Source organism: Aquirhabdus sp., assembly GCF_046462495.1.
GTDB lineage: Bacteria > Pseudomonadota > Gammaproteobacteria > Pseudomonadales > Moraxellaceae > Aquirhabdus.
Map to the genome: position 1 here is coordinate 258,041 of NZ_JBKGVE010000002.1, position 25,818 is coordinate 283,858.

The following is a 25,818-nucleotide window of genomic DNA, read 5'->3' on the forward strand; positions in this document are numbered from 1 at the left end:
ATATATAAAAGACAGTATAGCCGAGTCAATCGATGATCGCTGACCAGTTCACGGGAATAATTCATGCAAAAAAAACCGCCTCTAGTGAGACGGTTTTTATAATCTGATTAACTTAATCAGCTACCGAATCAACTTAAGCACTCGCTTCTTGCTTTGCTTTGTGCAGCGCAGCAACCAGTTGCGCTTTACGATCGCGCAATACTTGAGGTAAGTGAGTACCGATTTTGGCAAACAGTTCTTCGTGGCTTTCTAACTCAGTGACCCATTGATCATGGTCTTGAGCAGCAACAAGATCAAACTCTTCGCGAGAGAAGTTCGTGCCAGTCCAGTTCAGATCTTCGTACGCAGGTACAAAGCCCATTGGGGTTTCTTCAGCATGGATACGACCTTCACAACGATCAATGATCCACTCGAGTACACGAGTGTTTTGACCAAAGCCAGGCCATACAAAGTCACCATTCGCATCACGACGGAACCAGTTGACGTTGAAAATCTTAGGCATTTTTTCACCGCTTGCTGCAGTTGCAGCTTGCAGTTTCTCACCGATATTCAACCAATGCTGGAAGTAATCACCCATGTTGTAACCACAGAATGGCAACATCGCAAATGGATCACGACGAACAACACCTTGCTGACCTACTGCTGCTGCAGTGGTTTCTGAACCCATAGTCGCAGCTTTATACACACCATCAACCCAGTCAAAAGCTTCAGTCACTAGTGGCACGGTATCAGCACGGCGACCACCGAAAATGAATGCAGAGATTGGCACGCCTACTGGATTTTCCCAATCAGCATCGATAGATGGACATTGGCTAGCAGCAACGGTAAAACGTGAGTTTGGATGAGCAGCTGGTGTACCTTTTTCAGGAGTCCATGCCTCACCTTTCCAATCTGTCAAATTCGCTGGTGCTTCTTTACTTAAACCTTCCCACCAGACATCACCATCCGCCGTTTGAGCAACGTTGGTGTAAATCACGTTTTTGTAGAGGGTTGCCAGGCAGTTTGGATTGGTTTTTTCACTGGTTCCTGGCGCAACACCAAAGAAACCGGCTTCAGGGTTGATCGCATACAAACGACCATCAGTACCTGGTTTCAGCCATGCAATGTCATCACCGACAGTTTCGATCTTCCAGCCTTCAAAACCAGCAGGTGGAATCAGCATTGCAAAGTTGGTTTTACCACATGCAGATGGGAATGCCGCTGCAACGTAGTGCTTATCACCACGTGGACTGGTTAAGCCCAGAATCAGCATATGTTCAGCAAGCCAGCCTTGATCACGGCCCATTGCAGAAGCAATACGTAGTGCTAAGCATTTCTTACCGAGTAAGGCATTACCACCGTAACCTGAACCGAAAGACCAGATTTCACGTGTTTCAGGATAATGAACGATATATTTAGTGTCGTTACATGGCCATTTTACATCTTCTTGACCATCGACGAGTGGTGCGCCAACTGAATGCACACATGGAACGTATTCGCCATCAGTACCTAATACGTCGTACACCTCTTTGCCCATACGCGCCATGATACGCATATTGACGACAACATAAGGAGAATCGGTCAGTTCGATACCGATGTGTGCAATATGGCTACCCAATGGACCCATTGAGAATGGCACCACATACATAGTGCGACCACGCATAGAGCCTGCAAATAAACCCTTTAAGGTTTCACGCATTTCTGCAGGTGCAGCCCAGTTATTGGTTGAACCAGCATCTTCTTTTGTTTCAGAACAAATATAAGTGCGCTCTTCAACACGCGCAACATCTGAAGGGCTTGATAAAGCCAAATATGAGCCAGGGCGTTTTTCTTCATTGAGTTTGGTCATCATCCCGGTGCTGACCATTAAATCGAGAAGACGTTGATTTTCTTCTTCGCTACCGTCAACCCATTCGATGCGATCAGGTTGGGTCAATGCGGCAATTTGCTCAACCCAAGCAATCAGCTTTGGGTGGCGGACAAATGTTGGAATATTAGAAGCTATCACTTGGGTCATGGTGAGGCCTTTCGTAAAAATACGAGCAAAGACAGTCCCGGATCACGGGCACTGCCGTAAAAAAATGAGGCTGTATTAAAGCATAATTGCGTTGCATTTAGAAGTCTGTATAACAGGCATAAATTTTCGTGATAGTAGTCTCTTCATAAAATTATTTTGTTTCACAACAAGGATTATTTATTAAAATATGTTTTATTTTCAAAACCATTCACAATTTGACAACACAGCCCATCAAACAAAAAGTCGTACTGCAATGAGTACGACAACTTAATTGACTGACGTAAGGATAGGCTTAAGCTGACAACGGCACTTAACTACTCATCCCCAGTTTGGCGCGATATTTATTAAGCAAATCATGGGTATTATGCTGCCAGGGGTGGAAATTTGGACGGAAATAATCCCAAGTTTCTGGAATAATCTGCGTAAAAAAGCCCTCGCGGCCCCAGAACAATGAAAGGCCTTTTTTCCATGAGCTGAAATTGGTTAATTGACCATCACGATACATCAATGTGGTCAGGAAACCAAACTTCACGGCAATAATCAGCGTGATTGCAATCGCCATAATCACCACACGATTTAAGTATGCTGCAGGACCCGTCCCATAAATTTTCTCATAGACATCATATGCAACGGCTTTGTGCTCATTCTCTTCAACCGAGTGCCATAGCCATAAATGCTTCATGGTTTCATCTTGCATCAGGTCTTGAATATCTTCACGGCGCATCAATTGCGCAGCGATCGTTCCTGTGAAGTGCTCTAGTGCACACGTCACCGCAAGACGTTGTTGCTTACCATTTCTAATAATCAGCTTAGTTGCTTTATCTAATAAATTAAAGGTAAAACGTTCCAGTGACTCAGGATCTAAGCCATGCACTTCAGCATTCAAATGAAAAGAATGATGCTCTTTGGCATGCATCGCCTCTTGCCCAATGAATGCGCTGATATCTTTTTGAAGTTGAGGATCATCGGTGATCAGATCGCGGACTGCACGAACGCTATCGACAAAGTAACGCTCGCCATCAGGGAACATGACCGACATCGCACTGAACATATGCGTTGAGCAGGGATCAGCATTGACCCAATATTTGAGAACATTTTTGAACTCAAAATCCATGCGACGGACTGGGAACGACGATTTCAACGTAGTTAAGAGATCAACTTTTGCATTCATGGAGTAAACTCCCGTTAAGGTAGACAGTGATACCTACCGCTGATTGATGTATGGGGGCAGTAGATACCGTATCCAATAATAGTAGTAGCCTGATTTATCGAATGGAAGTTCACCACTGTCATAAAATGCCACCTCACGATACTTTAGGCACATCATTGTTTTTTATATTAATATTATTCAAATAGTTATAAGAACGACGACTCTAAAAAACAGACTCATATTTTTTTAGCGAAATGATGGTTTTTAGCATCTAATTTCAACCAAAAATAACACTCAAAAATATCATTATTAATATAAATATCAAAAACTTAGTTAGTAAAAAATTAAAATTACACCCGCTTAAAATTGTCCTACATGATTATTTTATGTAGAAGAATGTAATATTTGACACGATCCAAATAAAGCTTTAATAAAACAATAAGATAACTGCACATCAGAATGTGCTCACTCCAAAGATTCACCACACAGGAATACTCAAGTCACTACACCCACTCACAAATGAAGCTGACCACAACAAATTTCAACTCAAAAAAATTCATAACAATAAGATGCTAAATGATAAAGTTGACTACATTTATAACTCATCCCCTTTTTAAGGTTAATTATGTCGCAAGCATCAACCCAACAAGAAAAAAATGATCATCGCAAAAAACTAATTTCAATCGTAATGAACAAAGGCGCAGGGCATCGTGCTCCTGAATCGGAACCGATCCATGAATTATTGGTTAATTACTTCACCAAACATGGCTTTGATGTTCAACTTCATCTTGCAGAACAGCCTCACGACCTGACACGGATGACCCAAAAAGCAGTTGCACAACATCAGCAACGTCCCGGTGTAATTGTTGCTGCTGGTGGAGATGGAACGCTCAATACAGTGGCACAGATTCTGCTCCATGGCTCGATTCCCATGGGCATTATTCCATTGGGTACATTCAACTATGTTGCAAGGGCATTAGACATCCCTTTAGCGCCTCTTGATGCAGCGCATGTCATCGTACAAGGGATACAAAGTGCCATTCATGTTGGTTGCGTCAATCAATACATCTACCTAAACAATGCTTCTATTGGCCTCTACCCGCGTATGATTGAACAGCGTGAACAAGATAATAGTCGCTTCGGACGCTTTCGCGCTGTCGCCATGCTTTCAGGCTTTGCCGTCCTGATGAGAGAACATCAAAAACTAAAACTCAAGCTCTCTGTAGACGGACAAATTGAGCCCATTGAATCGCCACTCGTTTTCTTCGGAAACAATCAATTGCAGCTTCAAGACTTTAAATTAGAACTGGCAGAATGTGCTGCCCAAGGTAAACTCGCTGCTGTAGCAATCACGGAAGTCACACGCTTTCAAATGCTTACACTGATTGCACGCTTACAACTCGGAACATTTGAGCAGGCTCCAGAAGTCACCGCTTTTTGCGCGGAACAGATACGTATTGATTCAAAAGCTAGACAAATGAAAGTGGCAATCGATGGGGAAATCGTTCATGTTAAGACACCCTTACATTTTTCAGTCGCGCAAGACGCTTTACTGATGATTGTTCCTGAGCATAAAGCTCAATTAAAAAAATAAATGGCCGAATCCTATGCTCCTTCATCTCTCTGACGTGCACTTCGGCGCGGAACAAGACACCGTCACGGATGCATTACGTAAACTGTGTGACTCATTGCCGCTTGAAGCCATTGCCATTAGCGGTGATTTAACTCAGCGTGCAAGACGTTCGCAGTTCCAAGCTTTTTTTAATTTCTTTAATACCCTCGGTGTTCCTTGGCTGGTCGTTCCCGGTAACCATGACATTCCGCTATATCATTTGCCCAAACGTGTTTTCTCACCATTTGGACATTATGAAAGTGTCTTTGGCGATACTGAGAAAATGCTGGAGACAAAGCACTTTCATCTGGTTGGGGTCAATAGCATTAGCCCTAAGCACCATACCCGTGGACGCCTCACTCCCCACCAGATTGAGCGTATTGGTGAACGTTTAAAACTCGGTGCAATAGGCAAGCATCGTGTGATCTTATCTCATCAGCCATTCCGCGTCTTAAGACCCTATCAAGAGCGAGATATACCCACCCTAGTCGTTCATGCAGCACAGCATTGGGCAGATTGTGGGCTGGATGCGCTCCTTCACGGACATTTTCATGTCCCTGTTGTGTTACCACTGCAAACGCATTTTGGATTATCCAAAGAAGTCCTCGATATCCAAGCAGGCACCGCTGTATCGCATCGTCTGCGCTATGATGTCCCGAACTCGGTCAATATTATTCATCCCGATTTAACAGTAGATCGCTACGACTATAATCTGCATACGAAGCAATTTGAACGATCAGGACAGCTTTGGCCTCTGCAACATGACGCGCACCAAGAATCCGCGTAATGTCAGAAATTTACTGGACAATAAGGGTCTGCTTTTTGAGCTCAAAACCCATCAAATCAGCGCTTCAAATTATTAAACGTTGCTATGCGGGCAAAAAAACGCCAAATAAGATTTATTTTGTCAAAAAAAGCCCTTGAAGCAAGTCATTCCACCCCCACTCTTTTGAGTAAGCATTTTACTGTGCGGCATAAGCAGTGCCATTTCGCACGCCTGCTGCACACTTTCACTCAACTAAACCATTAATCAAGGAGAAAACTGCATGAACATCCGTCCATTGCATGACCGTGTTGTTGTCCGTCGCGTTGAAGAAGAAACCAAAACCGCTGGCGGTATCTTGCTCCCAGGCTCAGCAGCAGAAAAACCATCACAAGGTGAAGTCCTTGCCGTTGGTAAAGGTCAAATCACTGACAACGGCGTACGCGCTCTGGATGTCAAAGTAGGTGACAAAGTGCTGTTTGGTCAATATGCAGGCTCAACCGTTAAAGTTGACGGCGAAGAATTGCTGATCATGAAAGAATCAGACATTTTTGGTGTTCTTGAGGCATAAGTCTCGAAGCATAAGTCCAAAAGACTCACTGTTTAAAAATTAAATGTCTACTTCATGCCCATTTAAATGGAATGATCTCTAGGCATTAAACGTATATTCAATTTGAAAGGAGCGATTCCATGTCTGCTAAAGACGTAAAATTCGGCGACTCAGCCCGCGCAAAAATGATTGTTGGTGTAAACATCCTTGCAGACGCAGTTAAAGTCACCCTCGGCCCTAAAGGTCGCAATGTCGTTATCGACAAATCATACGGTTCACCGCATATCACTAAAGACGGCGTGACCGTAGCGAAAGAAATTTCTCTGAAAGACAAATTCGAAAACATGGGCGCACAGCTCGTTCGCGAAGTTGCCAGCAAAACTGCTGACATCGCTGGTGATGGTACAACCACCGCAACCGTACTTGCACAATCCATTTTGAACGAAGGCATGAAGGCTGTTGCAGCTGGCATGAACCCAATGGATCTTAAACGCGGTATCGACAAAGCTGTTCGCGTTGCTGTCGCTGAAATCAAAAACATCTCTACTGCTGCAAGCGATAAAAAAGCGATTGCTCAAGTGGGTTCAATCTCTGCAAACAGCGATACCACCATCGGCGATTTGATTGCAGAAGCAATGGAACGTGTAGGTAAAGAAGGCGTGATCACTGTAGAAGAAGGCTCAGGCTTTGAAGATACATTAGATGTGGTTGAAGGGATGCAATTTGACCGTGGCTACATCAGCCCATACTTTGCAAACAAACCAGACACCCTGACTGCTGAACTGGACAATCCACTGATCCTGCTTGTTGATAAAAAAATCAGCAACATCCGTGAACTGATCCCTACTCTTGAAGCCGTTGCAAAATCAGGTAAACCACTCCTGCTCATCGCTGAAGACATCGAAGGCGAAGCACTGGCTACGCTAGTTGTAAACAACATGCGTGGCATCATCAAAGTATGTGCGGTTAAAGCACCAGGCTTTGGTGACCGTCGTAAAGCAATGCTGCAAGACATCGCAATCTTGACTGGTGCAACCGTCATCAGCGAAGAAATCGGCATGAGCCTTGAAACTGCACAACTGACCGACCTCGGTTCAGCACGCAAAATCACTGTTGGCAAAGAAAACACGGTGATTGTTGATGGTGCAGGTCAATCTGCTGAAATCGAAGCCCGTGTACAGACCATCCGTCATCAAATCGAAGAAGCAACTTCTGATTACGACCGCGAAAAACTCCAAGAGCGCGTTGCAAAACTCGCTGGTGGTGTTGCCGTGATCAAAATTGGTGCGGCGACTGAAGTTGAAATGAAAGAGAAGAAAGACCGTGTTGATGATGCGTTACATGCAACACGTGCTGCGGTTGAAGAAGGTGTTGTTGCTGGTGGCGGTGTTGCACTGGTTCGTGCGGTTGCTGCACTTGAAGGCTTAAAAGGCATCAACGATGACCAAACTGCAGGTATCAACATCCTGCGCCGTGCAATGGAATCACCACTGCGTCAAATCGTCACCAACGCTGGTGAAGAAGCATCAGTCGTTGTTAATGCAGTTAAAAATGGCAAAGGCAACTTCGGCTATAACGCTGCGACTGGCGAATACGGCGACATGATCGAAATGGGTATCTTGGATCCAGCTAAAGTAACACGTTCTGCACTTGAAAATGCAGCATCGGTTGCTGGCTTAATGCTGACCACTGAAGCCATGATCACTGACTTCCCAGAAGAGAAATCTTCAGCCCCTGATATGGGTGGCATGGGCGGCGGTATGGGCGGCATGATGTAATTTGTTGCTTTAAATCGTTGTAAAAAGGCCCTCATTTTATGAGGGCCTTTTTTTGCAGTGAAACTTATTATAGCTTCTGAATTACGTTGTTTTTATGTCACCACTCACCCACTATTCACAGCTGATACATCCATGAAGTTATCGAATCTTCTATAATCAAATGCCCAAAAACTTATTCAGCTAAGGACATCAGCAATGGCATCAGTTCTATTAGGCGGTAATGAAATCCCCTTGATCGGCAATCTGCCAGCCCAAGGATCAGCAGCGCCAGAATTCACATTAACCACCAAAGATCTTAAAGACGTGACGCTGGCAGACTATGCAGGTAAGCGTAAAGTTCTGAATATTTTCCCGAGTGTAGATACACCGACCTGTGCAACTTCAGTGCGTAAATTTAATGAGCAAGCTGGCAAGGTTGAAAACACAGTGGTGTTGTGCATTTCTGCGGATTTACCTTTTGCACAAGCACGCTTTTGCGGTGCGGAAGGTTTAAACAGTGTCGTTACCCTCTCCACGTTTCGCCATCCTGAATTCATTGGCAACTATGGTCTGACGTTCTCTGCAGGACCGCTTGTGGGCTTAACCGCACGTGCAGTGGTCGTCTTAGATGCAAATAACAATGTGCTGCATTCTGAACTGGTTCACAATGTCAGTGATGAACCAAACTACGCTACCGCATTAGCCGTACTATAATTTTGATTTACTCTGCTCTATCGCGGCTAATACTGCCGCGATAAGCTTTTAAAAGACACAGCTTTACATTAACTATATCTTTGTATCCCAATACAAAATCAAGAGTATCTATAAACTTCAACGTAATAGACTAAACCACTATATATTATTGCTGTTAACCCCTTCCATAATCCTCATCTCTTATTTCGTTCCGAGGAAGTCAACATGAAAGCACCACTTAAAGGTCTCATTATTGCGGGTTCGATGATCTTCGCTGCACAAAGCGCGAATGCTATTGGCTGTCTCAGCGGCGGTGCAGCAGGCGCAGTCGCTGGACATTACGCTGGGCATCATGCGGTACTCGGCGCTGTAGGTGGCTGCGTTGTTGGGCATCACTACGCAAAGAAACAAAAAGCTGAAAAGAAAGCTGCCGCTGCTGCAGAAGCCAATGCACAACATGCCCCTAGCCACACTTAATCAGTGCGCCTAATCTATGCCTAAAACCGTAACCAAAACAGAAGCGCTCGCCTTAGAACGTCAACTCGCGACTTACGCTAACATGATGGATAGTCTGGTACGCATCCCCTTCACCCGCCAGGGTGTCGGTCTGGATGGTGCCATTGGGACTATTCCAGTCGTGGGGGATATCGCGGGTTTAGGACTGACCTTGGTTGCGATCTTTAGAGCATGGCAAATCGGCGTGCCCATCAGTAAGCTCCTTCCTGCACTTAAATTAGCGTTAATCGATTTAGGTGTGGGCTGGATTCCAGTGATTGGGGACATCTCCGACATCTTTATCCGTCCGAGTCGCAAAGCACTGGACATCGTCCACGTTCATCTCCGCGAAGTCCATGGTATCCAAACTACCGATCATATCGACCACCCCATACTGCACCGCATGCTTGAAAAACGGCAACAACATTCAGCCTTTTGGCGAAATCCGGTCATCAGTTGGTTGTGGCTGAGAATCCCTGACTTACTTGGTGTTTTTGTTTTATTTTGGCTGTGTGTTGTCATGTACTTCAGTGCACGATTCATATGGGGACTTTTTCCACACTAGAAGCACTAACTTTGTAAACTGTGTGTAGTCTGCTCAAAGCATTCCAAGTGGTACAAAGTTACAAAAAGAAACAATCCAATTCACTGCTTTGATACGTTTTTTATATACTTATTATTATGATCGAAATTCGATTTTTAACATGAAGGTTTAAAATGAACGTCCACCCGCAGCTCTCTGATCGTCATGATCAGCAAGAACTGGTTGAAACTGCATTAAACAATTCCTTAAGCTTAAATACCTCACATCCAACAGCGTTCATGCGCAACACCGCTGAACATCAGATTGGAACATTCACGAAACTCAATGCACGAATGCATTTCACAGTTTCTGAGGATCAAGCTTTAGTCATGCGACGGGTATTGGTTAATGCTGCGGGTACGTTTTTGAAAGATCTGCGAATTACGCCTATTAAATCGAAACACATCGTTCAGATCGCCCTGGATCTTGATTCAACCATCATTGACCATGTGATTCGTACCGTGATTAGATCAATGCAAAGTGCTGAATTGGGAAGAATTATTCAGTTCTAATTGCTTGAATTGAAAAGATGATCGTTATAAGCAAAGCCCTAGAGACTAAGTACTCTAGGGCTTTATAATTTTTGGATTAAAATTTACTTAATCTTCTACAATCGGCTTATCTTATTCAGGTTGAATACCTTCTAAAAAAACCACAATAGCAGTCTCTAACTGCTGTAACCCTCGGTCCTCTACGGGGTAATGCCCCGCCCCTTCTAATTCAACAATGGTCACAGGAACCTTGTGAACTTGATCGAGTACCAGCTTACTTAATGGCAATGGTGTCCAATGATCCTCCGCAGGCTGTGTCAATAAGATCGGACAGACATCGAACTCCGATGGCTCAAGCAAGGGCACATAATTTTCATAGCTGGCAAGAAACCTTAAACTGGCCCAATTGCCTGCTGACGTTTTATCAGCCAAGAATGCTTTTAGTGCATTCGGATCGTTGACTAATGCACTCATCTTTGATACCAACGTCATCGGCAGCTTTATACCAGCAAGAGGTGTATGGGCAGCCACTTCCGCAAAAGGAATACCGACTCGGCTCATCAACAGATTCCTAGCGGTCTCATCGCGAACACGCTGAAATCGTTGATCCAGAAAAGTCATGCCGATGATGCCTGCGACCTTTCGGTTCTTGGCAGCGGCATGATAAGCCAGCATCCCGCCAGCAGATAGTCCATACAGAACGATAGGACGCGGATCACGCTGTAGCTCCGCATCAATAAAGTCACTGACCAATTGCACCCAATCGTCATAGCGCACTGGATGGTTTGAATCGACTTGTGTTAATCCGTAGTTGGGTAGATCAATCGCAACGGTCTCGTAGCCATGACGCGCCAGAGGTGCCCCTACGATCAAAGACATCTGACGACCATTGGTCCCAACACCGTGCAATAAAATTACTCTGACTTTAGAACTTGGATTTAAGTAGCGATCTAAATGGACTTGGTGTCCTTGCCACTCCCAGATACGTTCTAAAGGAAGATTGCCCAAATCCAGTTGTAGTCGCTCCGGCAAAAATTGTTGTATTTCTTGCCACGCCGCTTGCTGATGGTAACTTTGCGCAGAATCCTGTGGAATTGGGCTTTCTGAGGCGTGCCCAGTCTGTAACAACGTAGAAACTGAAATTGCGGCTGCGGTTTTAATTGCACTTTTTTTTAAGATTGCCATATCCATTCTGACCCATATGCAATGGTTAAATTCTTATTGATTAAGATGAAAATAACTAATCATCGTCATTAACACCAATAAAACGTTAAACACATCACACAATACATGATTATTAGATTTATAACGTTGACTATCGTGACATGAAATCACGATAACATTCTCCACTAGAGACTTCGTTATAATGCCTTTCCTACATTCAATACAGTGTCATCATGCAGCGTGAGCCATCCGTTTCCAGCCCTCTACCACTCCGCGCGGGTCTAAGTCCAAGCTGTGTCTGGCTACCCGAAGCCCCTCATACCCTTTTACTCGATTTTCTCACGATACGTTTCAACGAAATTCCGCGCTCAATCTGGCAGCAGCGCTTAGTAGAAGGTCTGGTCTTAAATCAGCAAGGTATGCCTTTTGAGTTAGACAGCCCGTATATCGCTAACCAGCATATTTATTATTATCGCCATATCGAAAACGAGCCTCAGATCCCGTTCATTGAACAAGTACTCTACCAAGATGAACATTTATTGGTAGCAGATAAACCTCACTTTCTACCCGTCATTCCGTCTGGCAAGTATGTACAAGAAACACTGCTTACGCGTCTTAAAAATAAGCTGGCTTTAGATCATCTTGCACCGATTCATCGTATCGATCGTGAGACAGCAGGAATTGTTTTATTCTCAATCAATCCAGAAACGCGTGATGCCTACCAAGCTTTATTCCGCAGTCATAGCATTCATAAAACCTACGAAGCAATTGCATCGAATCGTGAAGACTTAACGCTTCCTATGACTTATCAAAGTCGCATGGTCAAAGGTGAGCCATTCTTTCGAATGAAAGAAATTGAGGGAGAATACAATGCAAAAACGAATATTGAACGTCTAGAAGTTAACGGGGATTTTGCCAAGTATCGCTTATCGCCCATTACAGGCAAACAACACCAACTGCGCGTGCACCTTGCTGCACTTGGCATCCCCATTCTCTTTGATGCTTTTTATCCCGTTCTGGCTGACTGGAAAACGGATTACAGCAAACCCTTACAGTTACTTGCAAAAGATATTGCCTTCGTTGATCCAGTCAGCCAGCGATCTCATTATTTTACGAGTGAACAGCAGTTATTGGATTGGGAATCGATTGAGCAATTGACGCATCCGCATCACGACTGATTTGCTCAAACCAAAGCTCATGGCGAATTTCTGCAAACTCAGGATATTGCTCTAGACCTTCAAATGCAGATTTCGAATTCACACGCTTTAAAACTTGTAGCCAACGGGTCAGCCAATGCTTGGTCAGCGCAGGCTTATTGAGTGCCGCATCCAAACGCGCCAGTTGCATGAAAATCGGAGGATATTCGGCATTCGAGTGCGGTCTTAATATCTGCCCAGCCACCACCAAATAACGTGTTTCATGCGTCACGATATGGAATTGTAAATAAACCGCAGCCAGTTGTGCTGATAGCAAAACATTGGTCTCTTGGTCTTCGATCTCGGCACCGGCCAGTTCTAAAATCACAGCGGCCTCACTTAAAAAATGCAACTGCTCATTTTTGCTATTACTCAGCTTCACAAGCTCAAGACGAAGATAAGCACGTTCAATGGCAAGCGTTGGCGTTGGCTGCGTCAAAAATAATTGATCCGTTTCACCGACACGGGCAATCAATTGGCTTACATTCATACGATCACTCATCATCTAACCCTCTTCACATTCATTTAAACAGCTGTATCTCTTCGCAACCATCCTGCTATAGATCGACGTACCACCGTCGCAGGCAATACTTCATGGGGGAGATCGCTCTGAAATACAACTAAACGATTACCGATTGGTAGAATATCCTGCACAGCATCACTTGCATCGACCAAGCGTAAAGCACCGCCCCACTCTGAGCACCAAGTCATTGAATCACCTTGATCTACGCCATGATTTAAATACAAAACCGTCGAAATAGCACGCACATCAGAACCGGATGGATTGTCACGATGCTGCGCATAAAATTGCCCGACTTGATAACAGGCATAGTGCGCTTCGACCGAACGGATCCCCAGATATAACGTGCGATTAAGCACCAAGCCTAAAGCGTCTAATGCTTCTAAATACTCGGTACCGGCCTGTCGATCTACAGCCGTATCAGATTCAATCCAACGTGTTGAATCACTGCGTATCGACTCTAAACGTCCGCCAGCACTAATCTTTGCCGCTTGATAGTGCTCATCTTCGCGACTTTCTAAAACCAAAGCCCTGTAAAGGGACTCTGGCAAAGCATGATCAAGCACGACAAAACCTTGCTCGACCAAAGCTTCTACATATTGAGAATCCTCAAAGTATTGTTGCCAATGCATCATCCAATTCATTCAATTTGAATTCCGTAAAACATCAAGGTTCATGCTAACATGTTGGCAGGAATTTGCCTTTTTTTGCATTCCGCACTTTTTATTTTGTTTTAGAGCGAAGTTTTATAACTTTCTGCTGTATTGACTGTGGGTTTTGAATTTACTGTATGAATTATCGTCATCATTTCCACGCTGGCAACTTTGCCGATGTGATGAAACATGTACTTCTCCTCGAACTGCTCGAACTATTGGGGCAAAAGGATAAACCTTATCGCTATATTGATACGCATGCAGGTGCAGGGATATACGACTTAGCGTTAGCGCCCGCTCAGAAATCGGGAGAATATCTAGACGGAATTCATCGCTTAAGTCAGCTTGAAGCCAGTGTCACTCGCTTAGCCCCTCCGATGATCCAGCGCTATCTAGAACTCGTTGAAAAATTGCGTAGTGAAAAGAGCCGTGGCTGGTATCCAGGTTCTCCATGGCTAGCGCTCCAACAAATGCGCGAAATCGACACAGGCACTGCATTTGAAATGCATCCGGATGTTTACGACCAGCTCCGTCATTATATTTATGATCGCCGTTTGGGTATGCATGAACGCGATGCTTACGAAGGGTTACTTGCAGTCATTCCACCGAAGGAAAAACGCGGCTTAGTTATGATCGATCCGCCTTATGAGGTGGAGCGCAAAGACTTCCCTCAATTGGTTGAGTTATTAGCCGCTGCACATCAAAAATGGCCAACAGGCGTCTTTGCCGTCTGGTATCCCATCAAAGACCGTCCGATGATTGAACGTTTTGAAAAGAAAATGATAAAAACGGGCATTCGCCGTCAATTGATTTGCGAATTATGTGTATGGCCTGATGATACTCCCGTAGGTCTAAACGGCTGCGGTTTATTGGTCATCAACCCACCCTATCAGTTTGCCGACCGTGCTGACGTACTATTGCAGTGGCTATTCCCCCAACTCAAAATGAGTGAGAATGGCGGACATGCTGCCGTAAGATGGCTCGTCGGAGAATAAGTTTTTTAGGTTTCATGGGTGAATCTCTCCCCACATAACCAAAATGAATTAAATATATTAATATCTTGAGAAATGAGCTGTTCATAACGGCTCATTTATTCGTATCATCCAACTATCTCTTCATCCGCCTTTCATGGAGTCTGCCGTGGCTATACCAGAAAAACAACCAGAACGCCGTACAGCGGAGCAGCCCGACTTACTATCAGTTGACAATCTTGCCTATGAAGATGATCTTCATGATGGACTGACTTTTGAAATTATCGAAGAAGAACGTACGCGTGAAGGAAGCAAGGTTCGCAGTAAGGGTATCTACCTATTTCCAAATCTGATTACAACAGCTGCGCTGCTTTGCGGTTTCTACTCCGTCATCGCCAGTACCAGTGGTCAGTTTGAAAAAGCGATTTATGCCATTTTCTTAGCCGCATTATTTGATGGTTTGGATGGTCGTGTTGCACGTTGGGTCAATGCACAGAGTGCATTTGGCGAGCAATATGACTCCCTCTCAGACATGCTGTCTTTTGGCGTCGCCCCTGCCATTCTGGTCTACAGTTGGGCATTGCAACCTTTAGGCCGTGTTGGCTTAGCCTGTGCCTTCATTTATACAGCTTGCGCGGCATTCCGCTTGGCACGATTCAATGTGCAGATTGCAGTTGTCGATAAGCGTTATTTCATTGGACTTGCAAGCCCCCTCGCTGCACTCGTTGTTGCTAGTGGCATTTGGGTCGGCATCGATAATCCAGCATGGATTGATATCAGTATTATTGGCTGGAAAATTCTGTTCGCCGCATTAGTCGTTTTTGCGGGATTACTAATGATCAGTAATGTGCGTTATTTCAGCTTTAAAGAAATGGATCGCAAACGTGTTCCTTTTGCGATCATGCTTCCTGTTGTTTTGCTGTTGATTGGCATTGCGTACAATATTCCGCTCGGTCTATTTTGTGTGGGTTTGATCTACTCATCCTCAGGAATTATTTCATTAATCATGTCTCGCACCAAGAAATCTGCTGTCAAAAAAGAATCTGTCAACGACGCTGTATAAGAAAACAATACGACTTCGCAAGGCAACACGCTCCTTGCGAAGTTCGAATGATTCAAAACCACAGGACCCGTTTTTCTTCTTTTATTTGACTAAATTTCTTATAGACGCAAACATTTTTGAAATGTTACAGCGATGTACGAATCCACCGTAAATCTCTTCAAAATCACAGCTAAATAATCCGCAGCTTTGTCTTAAAAAGCGCTACATTATATTCAGCGCGTTATCACCATAAACGTAAATACAATAGCTAAATATGTGAGTCGGGGAATACCGAAATGCTTATCCAAAATCGTAACCAAAACACGCCTAGTCCCAGCGAAATAACACCCGAATCTCACTATTTAAATCGGCGTGCTTTTTTAAAAACTGCGAGTTTGACTGGAGTCGGAATCGCAACGGGTGCGAGCAGTTTAATCCTCCCTGCATCCGCACAAGCTTTGGCACTTCCTTATACCGTCGCCCCTGAACGACCAGATGCGCCAGCATACATCAAGCAGAAAATCGCGACGCGTAAAGTAGCGACCAGTAATCAAACTGGCGAAACGCTTACTCCTTATGAATCAGTGACAACCTATAATAACTTCTATGAATTTGGTACGGATAAATCCGACCCATCACAAAATGCTGGCACCATTAAAGTCTCGCCTTGGAGTGTCAAAATCGATGGGCTATGTGACAAACCGGGGACCTACAGCCTTGAAGACATCCTAGCACCGCATACCCTTGAAGATCGAATCTATCGTTTTCGCTGTGTTGAGGCATGGTCAATGGTGGTGCCTTGGCTAGGCTTCCCTCTTGCAGACTTACTGCGTCGATTTGCACCTAAAACATCAGCAAAATTTGTAGTCTTCCATACCCTCATGGATCCTAAACAGTTGCCCGGTGAAAGTGGATCTGCACTGGAGTGGCCTTATGTCGAAGGATTACGCATGGATGAAGCCATGAATCCTTTAACGCTCATGGCTATGGGCTTATATGGTCGCAGCCTTCCCGATCAAGATGGAGCTCCCCTTCGTCTCATCGTGCCTTGGAAATATGGCTTCAAGTCGATTAAATCGATCGTACGCATCACCTTCTCGGATCGTGCGCCTGTTACGACATGGCTGGGCCGGGCACCGCAAGAATACGGCTTCTATGCCAACGTTAATCCCACTGTCGATCATCCACGCTGGACGCAAGCAACTGAAAGACGCCTACCGAGCACCCTGCTCAATCCAAATCGACGCAAAACCCTAATGTTCAACGGCTACGAAAAAGAAGTCGCGGGTTTATACAAAGGCTTAGACTTAAAACGTTTTTATTAAACGTTTTTATGAAGAAAGTTAATGACCGCAAATAAACACTAAAGATAAGAAGTGAAGAATGACTGCAAGAAGCATAAAAATCGCCCGTAAGCTCAAACCGGCGGTGTTTGTATTACTACTCTGCCCCGCCCTATGGATGCTTTATCAAGCAATTTTTGCACAGCAGTTACTGGGCGCTGATCCTGCCAAAGAATTGGTCGATCAAAGTGGCTCATGGGCAATTAAAGGTATTTTATTGGCATTAGCCATCACCCCACTGCGGATTATTACTGATCAAACATACTGGATTATCTTTAGGCGTATGACTGGTTTGTTTGCATTCTTTTATGCAGCCTGCCATTTCCTCATTTACAGCGTACTGCTGCTCGGATTAGATTTATCACTCTTGACGACAGAGTTGACCAAACGTCCTTATATTATTGTCGGTTTCATCGCCCTGCTTTCTTACATCCCGCTTGCCATCACCTCGACGCATGGGTGGCAAGTGCGTCTCAAACGAAATTGGGCGCGCCTGCATAAACTGGTCTATGTCATCGGCATACTTGCAGTGATTCATATGACATGGCTTAAAAAATTGGGACTAACTACAACATGGCCTTATGCCTTGGCACTGGTTATTTTACTTGGCATTCGTATCATCAATTGGCTACAGAAAAAGTGGCGCGCTCGAAAAGTTTCCAAGATAAACAATGCATTGTGATTAATAGTTTCTAGGTAACTGACAACTCGCTTTGCGTGGTTTACAAGATTTATTTGACCAAATGGTTCCATTAAAGTTCAAATATGATAATCTTCTTCCAGTTTCAGCTCTTTGTAATCCTTTGAGTTGGTGCTACACATCCGCCCTGACAGCTCACGCTCTCGGGGCGTTTTAATAGGTGGCTATTACGTATCAAACGACAAGTATCTACGTGAGATATCGATCTATATATCTCGTGATATAAAAGCACTTTAAGCTTGAGCGAATACTTTAGAGCTGCTGCCTTCTACGGTGGTTTTGCTGCATTCGATCAAAGATATCATCGGGCTCATCGATGGGTTTCCCCTCAAAATCGACCCACAAGAACCCACAAATAGCGCATAGCGTGAGTTTCTTCTCACCTTCTTTGCACAGTCCTTTGAGCGTATTTTTTTTGCCATTAAACGATGCGCAGCTATAACAAAAATCCATTTTTGTAGCCTCATATTGATTGAAGTCATTTGCCAAAAATCCTATTCGGCAAAAAATTATAAAACAATCTATTGCACACTTAATCACACTTCCAAGGATTTTAGTTTACAGATTTGTTAAAAAATGAACAATGCCATCCTCAAAAATCATTCATCTATGATTTTCTATTTTGTGGCGCGTTGGCAACTCATATCTGCCGTGTTATATACTGCGTGAGATTATTTATAGTGATATTGCATATGCGCGCTTTATTGATGCTGCTGATGGCTATCTGCACAACACGTGCAGTGCTAGGAGCTGATTGGCAGGAAGTCTCGGTCGATGAAGATGGCTACTATTTCTTAGATGCGGATTCAATTAAAGCCGTCAAGGGAAGCTCAGGCTTGATTCAAGTCTGGGTGAAGGCGATGTTTGAGGATAATGACAAATTAAAGAATCCTGATGGGCAACCGTATGAGCTGAATAAAATTGTCGCTCAAGAAATTTTTGATTGTACGAAATCGCAGTACCGAATGGTGCAGGTGATTTCCTATGATGAAACGGACACCATACAAGATAGTAATTACAGCAAAGATCCAATGAAGAACATTACGCCCAACTCCAATGATGAAGATGCTTATAAAGTAGCTTGTAATCTTTGGGGGCAACGGAAGGCGAGCTAAGAATTTCTTTTAGAATGCATAAAACCACCTTTAAGGTGGTTTTTTAATTGGTGCGCCTGGCGGGATTCGAACCCACGACCCCTGCCTTCGGAGGGCAGTACTCTATCCAGCTGAGCTACAGGCGCATTTTTGATGCGGCGCTCATAATAGGCAAAAAGCTGCGCAAGGTAAAGCAACGATTGTTATTTGAGTCAATGTTTATCCACAAATGACTATATATTCACCTGCTCACATTGTGGTGATGGCCATATCGTTGCTTGCAACGCTAAGTTTCCCATTTAAGACATTTTATTTACTCATCACCTTGCATTCTTCGTTTAAAATACCATTTCTATATCATTCATTAGTAAATCAGATTGGCTGCTGTATTGCCCTCATGCATGCATATTTAAAGAGAGATCGTAATGACGGATGCACTGGTTCTTCGTAACCTCACCAAAACCTATAAAAGCGGATTGCAAGCCCTCAAAGGAATTGATCTCACAGTTGCTCAAGGTGATTTCTATGCTCTGCTCGGCCCGAATGGTGCCGGCAAATCGACAACGATTAGTATCATCAGCTCACTCACACTCAAAACCAGTGGTAGTGTAGAAATCTTTGGCTACGATCTGGATAAAGAGCCATCAAAAGCCAAACAGTGCATCGGTGTAGTTCCGCAGGAATTCAACTTCGGCATGTTTGAAAAAGTATTTGATATTCTGGTCACTCAAGCGGGCTATTACGGTATTCCTCGTCCATTGGCCATGGAACGCGCTGAAAAATACCTGACCCAACTTGGGCTTTGGGAAAAACGCAATGTGCAAGCGCGCCTCTTGTCAGGGGGTATGAAGCGTCGACTGATGATTGCCCGTGCAATGGTGCACGAGCCTCGTATGCTGATCCTTGACGAACCCACCGCGGGTGTTGATATCGAACTGCGCCGCTCAATGTGGGATTTTCTAACCACCTTAAATGAGCAGGGTACGTCAATCATTCTGACGACACACTATCTTGAAGAAGCCGAAGTCTTGTGTAAACGCATTGCAATCATCGATAAAGGCGAGATTAAAAAAGACACCGATATGAAGAGCCTGTTGGCTTCACTTTCAGTGGAGACTTTTATATTGGATCTGCGCTCACCGCTCGAAACATTGCCACAAATCAATCTGGCCGGGATCACCCTTGAGCGAATCGATGCCAATACGCTTGAGCTCTCCTTAGAAAAAAATCACTCGCTCAATGACATCTTTGACGTATTGACCGCCCAAGGCATTACGATTTCAAGTATGCGCAACAAATCCAATCGCCTCGAAGAACTGTTCGTGGGTCTCGTCGAAAAGAATTTAAAAGGATAAGTCATGAACCGTTCACAACTTTGGATTGCCTTTACGACGATCGTGATTAAAGAAGTTCGCCGTTTTATGCGCATTTGGTCGCAGACCTTATTGCCTCCGGCGATCACGATGACCTTATATTTCGTTATTTTTGGCAATTTGGTCGGTAGCCAAATCGGCTCTACGCATGGTGTTTCTTACATGCAGTACATCGTTCCAGGTCTAGTGATGATGGCGATTATTACCAATAGCTATTCCAACGTCGTTTCCAGCTTCTTCGGTGTAAAATTTCAGCGATCAATTGAAGAACTATTGGTGAGCCCTGTATCACATCATGTGGTCTTGCTCGGTTTTGTCATGGGTGGCGTCGCTCGTGGACTTCTGGTTGCCATCATTGTGACGATTTTGTCTCTGTTTTTCACCCATCTGGGTATTCAACATGTGGGCATCGTTGTCTTTACTGCCTTTGTGACCGCCGTATTGTTCTCTCTCGGTGGCTTTATTAACGCCGTTTATGCGCGTACTTTTGATGATGTGAGTATCGTACCAACGTTTGTGCTCACCCCTTTGACCTATCTGGGTGGTGTGTTCTACTCCATGGATCAGTTATCTCCGTTCTGGAAGACGCTGTCTCTGATCAACCCCATCGTTTATATGGTCAATGCCTTCCGTTACGGCATCTTGGGCGTCAGTGATGTAAGCGTTTGGGCATCATTGGGATTCATTAGCATTTTTTGCGTGGCGATGTATTTCTTCGCTTATCGCTTATTACACAACGGCACAGGAATGCGCGCATGAGTGTTAATGATTCTGCGCTGGGTGAAGAAACAGTCTATCCAGATCACTATAACCCCGCTTTACTTTTCCCGATTGCGCGTGCCGAAGGGCGCGCGTTATTAGGGGCCACTTATCCAGAGACCGTCAATCAGGGTGTGGATATTTGGCATATCTTTGAACTTTCATGGTTAGATCAATCTGGCAAACCCATAGTAGCGGTTGGCCGTATGGCTCTGCCCGCAAACTCGCTCTATCTGATTGAATCGAAGTCTCTGAAACTCTATTTTAATAGTTTAAATTTTGAGACCTTTGCTGATCCTGATGCATTCCTCGCAGTCGTGATTAAAGACCTCTCTGCGGCAGCGCATGCACCAGTACAACTAGAACTTCTAGGTGTTGATGAACTTGCCACGCATTTACCTCAGGGTATTTATCTTGATGAGTTAGCAACCACACCATCGCCAGCTCCCACTGAGCCCGATGCCAGTTTACTGAAACTGGATGATCGTGCATCCGAGATTGTTGAAGAAACGCTTTACTCTAATCTATTGCGCAGTAACTGCCCTGTCACGGGGCAACCCGATTGGGGCACCGTTTTTATACGTTACCGTGGAGCAAAGCTCTGTCAAAGTAGCTTATTGACCTATATCATCTCGTACCGTAAACATAGCGGTTTTCACGAGCAATGTGTTGAGCAAATCTTTGCAGATATTTGGCAACATCTAAAGCCCGAAGCACTGGCAGTGCACGCCCAATACACAAGGCGTGGCGGACTCGATATTAATCCTTGCCGGACCTCAGATTTGCACTGGCTTCCGCAAGTGACTCGACTGGCTCGGCAATAATTTGACTCGACAAGCCCAGCTTGAAACAACAGAATAGCGTGCGCTTAAAAAGCTACCGTCACCAATAGCGAGGGGCTCTATTTTATTTGATACTTTTTATTTAAAATCAAGTATCTATATTTAGAACAAGCACTATTTTTTATAAAGACATCTTTAAGAGGAAAGACTTATGACAGCTTATTTTGGTTTTACACCGTCCGAGACACTAAAAAGCAATATCGAAAAAGCATTAGTACAGGCTAAAACACCTTCAACTGAACCGTTATATGTCATCCGTGACCTCGTATCACTCGGCATTACTGACGAACTGATCGATAACGTTCTCGTTCAGCTGGTACATATGCTCCCGCCTAGCGACAAAAAAGAAACTATGGAAAAACTCGCTAACTTTATTAAAAGCACTGTTCATGTCCTCATGAAACAACTTTTAAATAAAGATCCGAATGAACAAGTGCTCAAATCAACTGAATTCTTAGCACTCAGCAGCAATACCCATCAAGGGCAGCTTAAAGTAGGTACCGTACTGCCTGATGCACTGGTTGCTCAGATGAAAGCTTCCTTTGCTGAAGTTTTTGCCGGGAATGGCAAAGCGGTACGTCCAGCACTTGCTGAACAATTCAAATTGTTCTCTGATGTCATGATCAAGCATTTCATGGTTGATTTTAACCAAACGCTGGATCTGGGCATGTTCAAACGCAAAGCATCTAGCCTTGCACAAAGCGGTATCACAAAGGCATTGCACGTTGCGATCGACAAGCTCGTTCCTAGTTTAAGCCAAGACGAACTACTGGCATTCACTACGCATTATGATGCTTTGATTTACACCGCGTAAGAACTCACCCACGGAAGTCGCTTTAGGTTGCTCAAACATGTCTGATTATCATCACTACCGCTTTTTGCGCTACGCGCCGCGAGATGGTACAACCATGCAAATGCAGCCTGGGCGATGGACACGGATGCATCTAGATCCATGGTTATTGGGTTTACTCTTAATTGCAGCGGCTTTCGGTTTGATTGTCCTGTATAGCGCCTCAGGACAAGATGCAGACATGGTCACACGCCAAGCCATTAGTTTTGGCATGGCGTTTGTAGTCATGATCACGCTGGCCCAAGTGCCACCCAAGATGTATGAAGCTTTTTCCCCGTGGTTCTTCGCCATGGGGCTCATTCTACTGATTATGGTTGCATTGATTGGACAAGTCTCTTTAGGCGCAAGGCGCTGGCTGGGTGTTCCTGGATTATTTCGCTTCCAACCCTCAGAGTTTCTTAAACTCGCAATGCCCATGATGATGGCATGGTATTTATCTGGGCGAGTTCTGCCCCCTAGCTGGAAGGTTGTACTGACTGGCTTACTCCTCATAGCCATCCCTGCGGGCTTGATTGCCAAGCAACCCGACCTGGGTACGGCGATTCTCGTGAGCGCCAGCGGCTTGTTTGTGCTATTCCTCGGTGGACTGCCATGGTGGATGATTGGCGGCTGTGTTGTCGCTTTAGGCGCAGCATTACCCATCGCATGGGAGTTCCTCCTCCATGATTATCAAAAACAACGTGTTTTAACCTTATTCGACCCTGAAGCGGATGCATTGGGTACGGGCTGGAATATTATTCAGTCTAAAACAGCGATTGGCTCTGGCGGTTTAATGGGTAAAGGTTACCTTCAAGGAACCCAATCTCACCTGCAATTCCTACCTGAAGGGCATACCGACTTTATCATCGCTGCTTTTTCCGAAGAGTTCGGCTTAGTCGGCGTCACGCTCCTTCTTCTTCTATATAGTGCTTTAGTGGGTCGTGCGCTATTTATCGCTTTTGAAACATCTAGCACCTATGGCCGTTTGCTGGGTGGTGCAATTGCTATGTCGTTTTTTGTCTATGTTTTTGTGAATGTCGGTATGGTGAGTGGTATTCTGCCTGTCGTAGGTGTGCCCCTGCCTTTTATTAGCTACGGCGGTACGGCATTGATTACATTGATGAGCGGGTTTGGATTATTGATGTCCATCCGAACTCATCGCTAAACATCAAGAAATCTAATTAAGATTTTCATACGATATTTACAGCTTATTAATAGATACAGATAGCGGCGTTCGCCGCCTTTGAGGGATTCCAAATTGAATCACGTTAAATTTATAACAACTATCGTTGCATCCGTCACGCTGAGCAGTATTGCTTATGCTGGAGACTTTGATTCAGATCCCGCTTATCCTGCCTTTCGCGATCAAATGGTCCGCCAATATCAGTTTGCACCAGAAGATGTCGATAACATCATGATCAATGCTCATCTGAAACCCAATATTCTGGCGGTGATGGCAAAACCTGGTGAAAGCAAAGAATGGTATCAATACCAACCACAATTTATTACCGAAGCCACTATTAATAAAGGTCTGGCATTTCAGACAACATATATAGAAGCTTTAAATCGTGCTGAAAGCACTTATGGCGTGCCTGCTGAGATCATTCTAGGGATATTAGGCGTAGAAACAGGCTTTGGCGGCCATAAAGGCTCTTTCCAAGCCTTAGACGCCTTGTCTACCTTGGCATTTAAGGATACACGTCGCCCCGACTACTTTAAGCAAGAACTGGCCGAACTCCTCGTCTTTGCACGCGATGAAAAAATTGATGTGACTACTATCAAATCTTCCTATGCAGGCGCGATTGGCTATCCTCAATTTATGCCAAGCAATATTCGCCAATATGGCGTTGATTTTGACGGCAGCGGGCGTATAGACCTCGTTAATAGTCCCATCGATGCCATTGGCTCCATTGCCAACTATTTAGCTTCTCATGGATGGCAAAAGGGAAAACCTATCGGTTATCGTGCTCAGTATCAAGGAACTGATGATAATCTCATCATTACCAAGGATCTGACCCAGCCTCGCCCTGCAAGTGAGTTATTTGCACTGGGACTGACGCCGATCACCGCACCGGTGGCACCGACTGATCTTGTTTGTGGTGTGCGCTTAATGGGGGATACAGGGCCGCTATACTGGTTCACCTATCCAAACTATCAAGTCATTACGACATATAATCGCAGTCGCTTATATGCAACTGCGGTTTGGCAGCTAGGTGCAGCAATCCGCGCCAGAGGCGCTAAACTGGCCATGCCTGACCTAGATGCGGCGAAAACGCCATAAAAATCTTCTCGCAGTCGACCAAAAAATCAACAAATTTTGATTTTAGAAATATATTGTTACTATTTTGTTCAAAAAAACAGCATAAATGATGCCGTTATGTAAAAACTTCCCATATTCGGGCATTTTTTTAGACAATTTTGGATTTGGACAGTAGGATGTCTCTTCATTGCTACATTTTATATTAAGCCAAACTTGAAGATGGTGGTTGATAGCAACATCCAGCAACCGCCTTCCAAAGGAGCATGTTTATGCGAATAACACTGACAACGCTAGCTGTACTCGTAACACTGACTACTTCTGCTCACGCAGAATTAGTACAATCGCAATCGCTGACAACGCCATTCGATGTACCGAGCCTTGCGTCCAATGCACTTTCACGTGATAGCAAAACCGTGAATGCAACTACTCTCGCACTCGCAACTACACCTACGCTTGCCACCACACGCGATACAACGAGCTCAGACAACGTCGCAGTTGCCGCAAATGCAAATACTGTCGTTAAAGTCACCAACATTGATTCATCATCCGATGACAATGATCAACGTAGTGATAATATCAGCGTTTTAGATCGCTTGAGTTCTGTGGCTAACGATACTGTTCGTAAGTTTAAACAAACCGGTATTGCTTCATGGTACGGTCATCAGTTTAACGGTCGTAAAACCGCTACTGGCGAACGTTTTGATATGAATGCGATGACCGCTGCGCATCGTTCGCTGCCTCTGGCCTGTTTTATCCGTGTCACCAACAAAGATAATGGCAAAAGCGTCATTGTAAAAGTCAACGACCGCGGACCTTATTCAGGTAATCGGATCCTTGACCTTTCCTATGGTGCGGCTGAAAAACTCGGCATCGTGAATAAAGGTATGGGTAACGTTACGATTGAACGTGTAAGCGGCCCTAACCAATAATCTATCTGATAAACGATCATCACGAAAACCGCCTTTAGAGGCGGTTTTTTTGT

At 44.5% G+C, this 25,818-nt stretch carries 26 protein-coding genes and 1 tRNA gene; 21 read left to right on the forward strand and 6 right to left on the reverse strand.

Annotation, left to right across the window (positions count from 1 at the left end):
* Positions 1 to 133: 133 nt before the first annotated feature.
* Complete coding sequence (locus ACLHG7_RS01345; protein ID WP_410209282.1) at positions 134 to 1,996, reverse strand: phosphoenolpyruvate carboxykinase (GTP); 1,863 nt, start codon at positions 1,994 to 1,996, stop codon at positions 134 to 136.
* Positions 1,997 to 2,306: 310 nt separating this feature from the next.
* Entirely contained in the window at positions 2,307 to 3,167 is an 861-nt protein-coding gene (locus ACLHG7_RS01350) for a metal-dependent hydrolase (RefSeq protein WP_410209283.1), read from the reverse strand.
* A gap of 604 nt (positions 3,168 to 3,771) precedes the next feature.
* On the opposite strand from ACLHG7_RS01350, the gene ACLHG7_RS01355 reads away from it, so the two are divergent.
* From ACLHG7_RS01355 to ACLHG7_RS01390, 8 genes are all read left to right on the forward strand, one after another.
* Positions 3,772 to 4,740 carry a diacylglycerol/lipid kinase family protein gene (locus ACLHG7_RS01355; RefSeq protein ID WP_410209284.1) on the forward strand — a complete coding sequence of 323 codons (969 nt, stop codon included), beginning with the start codon at positions 3,772 to 3,774 and terminating at the stop codon, positions 4,738 to 4,740.
* Positions 4,741 to 4,753: 13 nt separating this feature from the next.
* Entirely contained in the window at positions 4,754 to 5,545 is a 792-nt protein-coding gene (locus ACLHG7_RS01360) for a metallophosphoesterase family protein (RefSeq protein WP_410209285.1), read from the forward strand.
* 259 nt (positions 5,546 to 5,804) lie between these two features.
* Positions 5,805 to 6,092, forward strand: coding sequence for a co-chaperone GroES (locus ACLHG7_RS01365; protein ID WP_114899154.1), 288 nt, complete (start codon positions 5,805 to 5,807; stop codon positions 6,090 to 6,092).
* A gap of 119 nt (positions 6,093 to 6,211) precedes the next feature.
* Positions 6,212 to 7,849 (forward strand): chaperonin GroEL, encoded by a 1,638-nt coding sequence (gene groL / locus ACLHG7_RS01370; RefSeq protein ID WP_410209286.1) that lies wholly within the window; start codon positions 6,212 to 6,214, stop codon positions 7,847 to 7,849.
* A gap of 195 nt (positions 7,850 to 8,044) precedes the next feature.
* Positions 8,045 to 8,542 (forward strand): thiol peroxidase, encoded by a 498-nt coding sequence (gene tpx, locus ACLHG7_RS01375; RefSeq protein WP_410209287.1) that lies wholly within the window; start codon positions 8,045 to 8,047, stop codon positions 8,540 to 8,542.
* Positions 8,543 to 8,746: 204 nt separating this feature from the next.
* The gene (locus ACLHG7_RS01380) at positions 8,747 to 8,998 is read left to right on the forward strand and encodes a hypothetical protein (protein WP_410209288.1); all 252 of its coding nucleotides are present in this window, start codon (positions 8,747 to 8,749) and stop codon (positions 8,996 to 8,998) included.
* Between the two features lie 16 nt (positions 8,999 to 9,014).
* Positions 9,015 to 9,581, forward strand: a complete 567-nt coding sequence (locus ACLHG7_RS01385) for a DUF4112 domain-containing protein (RefSeq protein WP_410209289.1) — start codon at positions 9,015 to 9,017, stop codon at positions 9,579 to 9,581.
* 152 nt (positions 9,582 to 9,733) lie between these two features.
* A complete protein-coding gene (locus ACLHG7_RS01390) occupies positions 9,734 to 10,111 on the forward strand; it encodes a hypothetical protein (RefSeq protein WP_410209290.1) in 378 nt (125 codons plus the stop codon).
* 111 nt (positions 10,112 to 10,222) lie between these two features.
* On the opposite strand, the gene ACLHG7_RS01395 is transcribed toward ACLHG7_RS01390, so the two are convergent.
* Positions 10,223 to 11,275, reverse strand: a complete 1,053-nt coding sequence (locus tag ACLHG7_RS01395) for an alpha/beta hydrolase (protein WP_410209291.1) — start codon at positions 11,273 to 11,275, stop codon at positions 10,223 to 10,225.
* Positions 11,276 to 11,487: 212 nt separating this feature from the next.
* Between ACLHG7_RS01395 and ACLHG7_RS01400 the strand changes: the two genes are divergently transcribed.
* Positions 11,488 to 12,432: a pseudouridine synthase gene (locus tag ACLHG7_RS01400; RefSeq protein WP_410209292.1), complete on the forward strand. Its 945-nt coding sequence runs from the start codon at positions 11,488 to 11,490 to the stop codon at positions 12,430 to 12,432.
* On the opposite strand, the gene ACLHG7_RS01405 is transcribed toward ACLHG7_RS01400, so the two are convergent.
* Together ACLHG7_RS01405 and ACLHG7_RS01410 are read right to left on the reverse strand one after the other, a co-directional pair.
* A complete protein-coding gene (locus tag ACLHG7_RS01405) occupies positions 12,365 to 12,955 on the reverse strand; it encodes a hypothetical protein (RefSeq protein WP_410209293.1) in 591 nt (196 codons plus the stop codon). The genes ACLHG7_RS01400 and ACLHG7_RS01405 overlap by 68 nt on opposite strands.
* A gap of 20 nt (positions 12,956 to 12,975) precedes the next feature.
* The gene (locus ACLHG7_RS01410) at positions 12,976 to 13,614 is read right to left on the reverse strand and encodes a 2OG-Fe(II) oxygenase (RefSeq protein WP_410209294.1); all 639 of its coding nucleotides are present in this window, start codon (positions 13,612 to 13,614) and stop codon (positions 12,976 to 12,978) included.
* A gap of 146 nt (positions 13,615 to 13,760) precedes the next feature.
* Between ACLHG7_RS01410 and ACLHG7_RS01415 the strand changes: the two genes are divergently transcribed.
* The 5 genes from ACLHG7_RS01415 to ACLHG7_RS01435 all read left to right on the forward strand — a co-directional run bounded on the left by ACLHG7_RS01415 (position 13,761) and on the right by ACLHG7_RS01435 (position 18,794).
* Positions 13,761 to 14,618 (forward strand): 23S rRNA (adenine(2030)-N(6))-methyltransferase RlmJ, encoded by an 858-nt coding sequence (locus tag ACLHG7_RS01415; protein WP_410209295.1) that lies wholly within the window; start codon positions 13,761 to 13,763, stop codon positions 14,616 to 14,618.
* Positions 14,619 to 14,769: 151 nt separating this feature from the next.
* Positions 14,770 to 15,657, forward strand: a complete 888-nt coding sequence (gene pssA / locus ACLHG7_RS01420; protein WP_410209353.1) for a CDP-diacylglycerol--serine O-phosphatidyltransferase — start codon at positions 14,770 to 14,772, stop codon at positions 15,655 to 15,657.
* A 275-nt stretch (positions 15,658 to 15,932) separates the two neighbouring features.
* On the forward strand, positions 15,933 to 16,961 hold the full coding sequence (gene msrP, locus ACLHG7_RS01425; RefSeq protein WP_410209296.1) for a protein-methionine-sulfoxide reductase catalytic subunit MsrP: 1,029 nt from the start codon (positions 15,933 to 15,935) through the stop codon (positions 16,959 to 16,961).
* A gap of 58 nt (positions 16,962 to 17,019) precedes the next feature.
* Positions 17,020 to 17,661 (forward strand): sulfite oxidase heme-binding subunit YedZ, encoded by a 642-nt coding sequence (locus ACLHG7_RS01430; RefSeq protein ID WP_410209297.1) that lies wholly within the window; start codon positions 17,020 to 17,022, stop codon positions 17,659 to 17,661.
* A gap of 710 nt (positions 17,662 to 18,371) precedes the next feature.
* On the forward strand, positions 18,372 to 18,794 hold the full coding sequence (locus ACLHG7_RS01435; RefSeq protein WP_410209298.1) for a surface-adhesin E family protein: 423 nt from the start codon (positions 18,372 to 18,374) through the stop codon (positions 18,792 to 18,794).
* Positions 18,795 to 18,842: 48 nt separating this feature from the next.
* On the opposite strand, the gene ACLHG7_RS01440 is transcribed toward ACLHG7_RS01435, so the two are convergent.
* Positions 18,843 to 18,919 (reverse strand) — tRNA-Arg (locus ACLHG7_RS01440).
* Between the two features lie 279 nt (positions 18,920 to 19,198).
* On the opposite strand from ACLHG7_RS01440, the gene ACLHG7_RS01445 reads away from it, so the two are divergent.
* From ACLHG7_RS01445 to ACLHG7_RS01475, 7 genes are all read left to right on the forward strand, one after another.
* Entirely contained in the window at positions 19,199 to 20,128 is a 930-nt protein-coding gene (locus ACLHG7_RS01445) for an ABC transporter ATP-binding protein (protein ID WP_410209299.1), read from the forward strand.
* A 3-nt stretch (positions 20,129 to 20,131) separates the two neighbouring features.
* The gene (locus ACLHG7_RS01450) at positions 20,132 to 20,905 is read left to right on the forward strand and encodes an ABC transporter permease (protein WP_410209300.1); all 774 of its coding nucleotides are present in this window, start codon (positions 20,132 to 20,134) and stop codon (positions 20,903 to 20,905) included.
* On the forward strand, positions 20,902 to 21,729 hold the full coding sequence (queF, locus tag ACLHG7_RS01455) for an NADPH-dependent 7-cyano-7-deazaguanine reductase QueF (protein WP_410209301.1): 828 nt from the start codon (positions 20,902 to 20,904) through the stop codon (positions 21,727 to 21,729). Before ACLHG7_RS01450 ends, queF begins: the two co-directional genes overlap by 4 nt.
* 169 nt (positions 21,730 to 21,898) lie before the next feature.
* Positions 21,899 to 22,561, forward strand: coding sequence for a hypothetical protein (locus ACLHG7_RS01460; protein WP_410209302.1), 663 nt, complete (start codon positions 21,899 to 21,901; stop codon positions 22,559 to 22,561).
* 37 nt (positions 22,562 to 22,598) lie between these two features.
* On the forward strand, positions 22,599 to 23,741 hold the full coding sequence (rodA, locus tag ACLHG7_RS01465; RefSeq protein ID WP_410209303.1) for a rod shape-determining protein RodA: 1,143 nt from the start codon (positions 22,599 to 22,601) through the stop codon (positions 23,739 to 23,741).
* 93 nt (positions 23,742 to 23,834) lie between these two features.
* Positions 23,835 to 24,857 (forward strand): lytic murein transglycosylase B, encoded by a 1,023-nt coding sequence (mltB, locus tag ACLHG7_RS01470; protein WP_410209304.1) that lies wholly within the window; start codon positions 23,835 to 23,837, stop codon positions 24,855 to 24,857.
* Between the two features lie 248 nt (positions 24,858 to 25,105).
* On the forward strand, positions 25,106 to 25,765 hold the full coding sequence (locus tag ACLHG7_RS01475; protein WP_410209305.1) for a septal ring lytic transglycosylase RlpA family protein: 660 nt from the start codon (positions 25,106 to 25,108) through the stop codon (positions 25,763 to 25,765).
* The last annotated feature ends 53 nt before the right edge of the window (positions 25,766 to 25,818 follow it).

Coding starts and splice junctions, on each gene's coding strand:
- ACLHG7_RS01345 (WP_410209282.1), bottom strand. CDS start 1,996: ATGACCCAAGTGATAGCTTCTAATATTCCAACATTTGTCCGCCACCCA.
- ACLHG7_RS01350 (WP_410209283.1), bottom strand. CDS start 3,167: ATGAATGCAAAAGTTGATCTCTTAACTACGTTGAAATCGTCGTTCCCA.
- ACLHG7_RS01355 (WP_410209284.1), top strand. CDS start 3,772: ATGTCGCAAGCATCAACCCAACAAGAAAAAAATGATCATCGCAAAAAA.
- ACLHG7_RS01360 (WP_410209285.1), top strand. CDS start 4,754: ATGCTCCTTCATCTCTCTGACGTGCACTTCGGCGCGGAACAAGACACC.
- ACLHG7_RS01365 (WP_114899154.1), top strand. CDS start 5,805: ATGAACATCCGTCCATTGCATGACCGTGTTGTTGTCCGTCGCGTTGAA.
- groL (WP_410209286.1), top strand. CDS start 6,212: ATGTCTGCTAAAGACGTAAAATTCGGCGACTCAGCCCGCGCAAAAATG.
- tpx (WP_410209287.1), top strand. CDS start 8,045: ATGGCATCAGTTCTATTAGGCGGTAATGAAATCCCCTTGATCGGCAAT.
- ACLHG7_RS01380 (WP_410209288.1), top strand. CDS start 8,747: ATGAAAGCACCACTTAAAGGTCTCATTATTGCGGGTTCGATGATCTTC.
- ACLHG7_RS01385 (WP_410209289.1), top strand. CDS start 9,015: ATGCCTAAAACCGTAACCAAAACAGAAGCGCTCGCCTTAGAACGTCAA.
- ACLHG7_RS01390 (WP_410209290.1), top strand. CDS start 9,734: ATGAACGTCCACCCGCAGCTCTCTGATCGTCATGATCAGCAAGAACTG.
- ACLHG7_RS01395 (WP_410209291.1), bottom strand. CDS start 11,275: ATGGCAATCTTAAAAAAAAGTGCAATTAAAACCGCAGCCGCAATTTCA.
- ACLHG7_RS01400 (WP_410209292.1), top strand. CDS start 11,488: ATGCAGCGTGAGCCATCCGTTTCCAGCCCTCTACCACTCCGCGCGGGT.
- ACLHG7_RS01405 (WP_410209293.1), bottom strand. CDS start 12,955: ATGATGAGTGATCGTATGAATGTAAGCCAATTGATTGCCCGTGTCGGT.
- ACLHG7_RS01410 (WP_410209294.1), bottom strand. CDS start 13,614: ATGAATTGGATGATGCATTGGCAACAATACTTTGAGGATTCTCAATAT.
- ACLHG7_RS01415 (WP_410209295.1), top strand. CDS start 13,761: ATGAATTATCGTCATCATTTCCACGCTGGCAACTTTGCCGATGTGATG.
- msrP (WP_410209296.1), top strand. CDS start 15,933: ATGCTTATCCAAAATCGTAACCAAAACACGCCTAGTCCCAGCGAAATA.
- ACLHG7_RS01430 (WP_410209297.1), top strand. CDS start 17,020: ATGACTGCAAGAAGCATAAAAATCGCCCGTAAGCTCAAACCGGCGGTG.
- ACLHG7_RS01435 (WP_410209298.1), top strand. CDS start 18,372: ATGCGCGCTTTATTGATGCTGCTGATGGCTATCTGCACAACACGTGCA.
- ACLHG7_RS01445 (WP_410209299.1), top strand. CDS start 19,199: ATGACGGATGCACTGGTTCTTCGTAACCTCACCAAAACCTATAAAAGC.
- ACLHG7_RS01450 (WP_410209300.1), top strand. CDS start 20,132: ATGAACCGTTCACAACTTTGGATTGCCTTTACGACGATCGTGATTAAA.
- queF (WP_410209301.1), top strand. CDS start 20,902: ATGAGTGTTAATGATTCTGCGCTGGGTGAAGAAACAGTCTATCCAGAT.
- ACLHG7_RS01460 (WP_410209302.1), top strand. CDS start 21,899: ATGACAGCTTATTTTGGTTTTACACCGTCCGAGACACTAAAAAGCAAT.
- rodA (WP_410209303.1), top strand. CDS start 22,599: ATGTCTGATTATCATCACTACCGCTTTTTGCGCTACGCGCCGCGAGAT.
- ACLHG7_RS01475 (WP_410209305.1), top strand. CDS start 25,106: ATGCGAATAACACTGACAACGCTAGCTGTACTCGTAACACTGACTACT.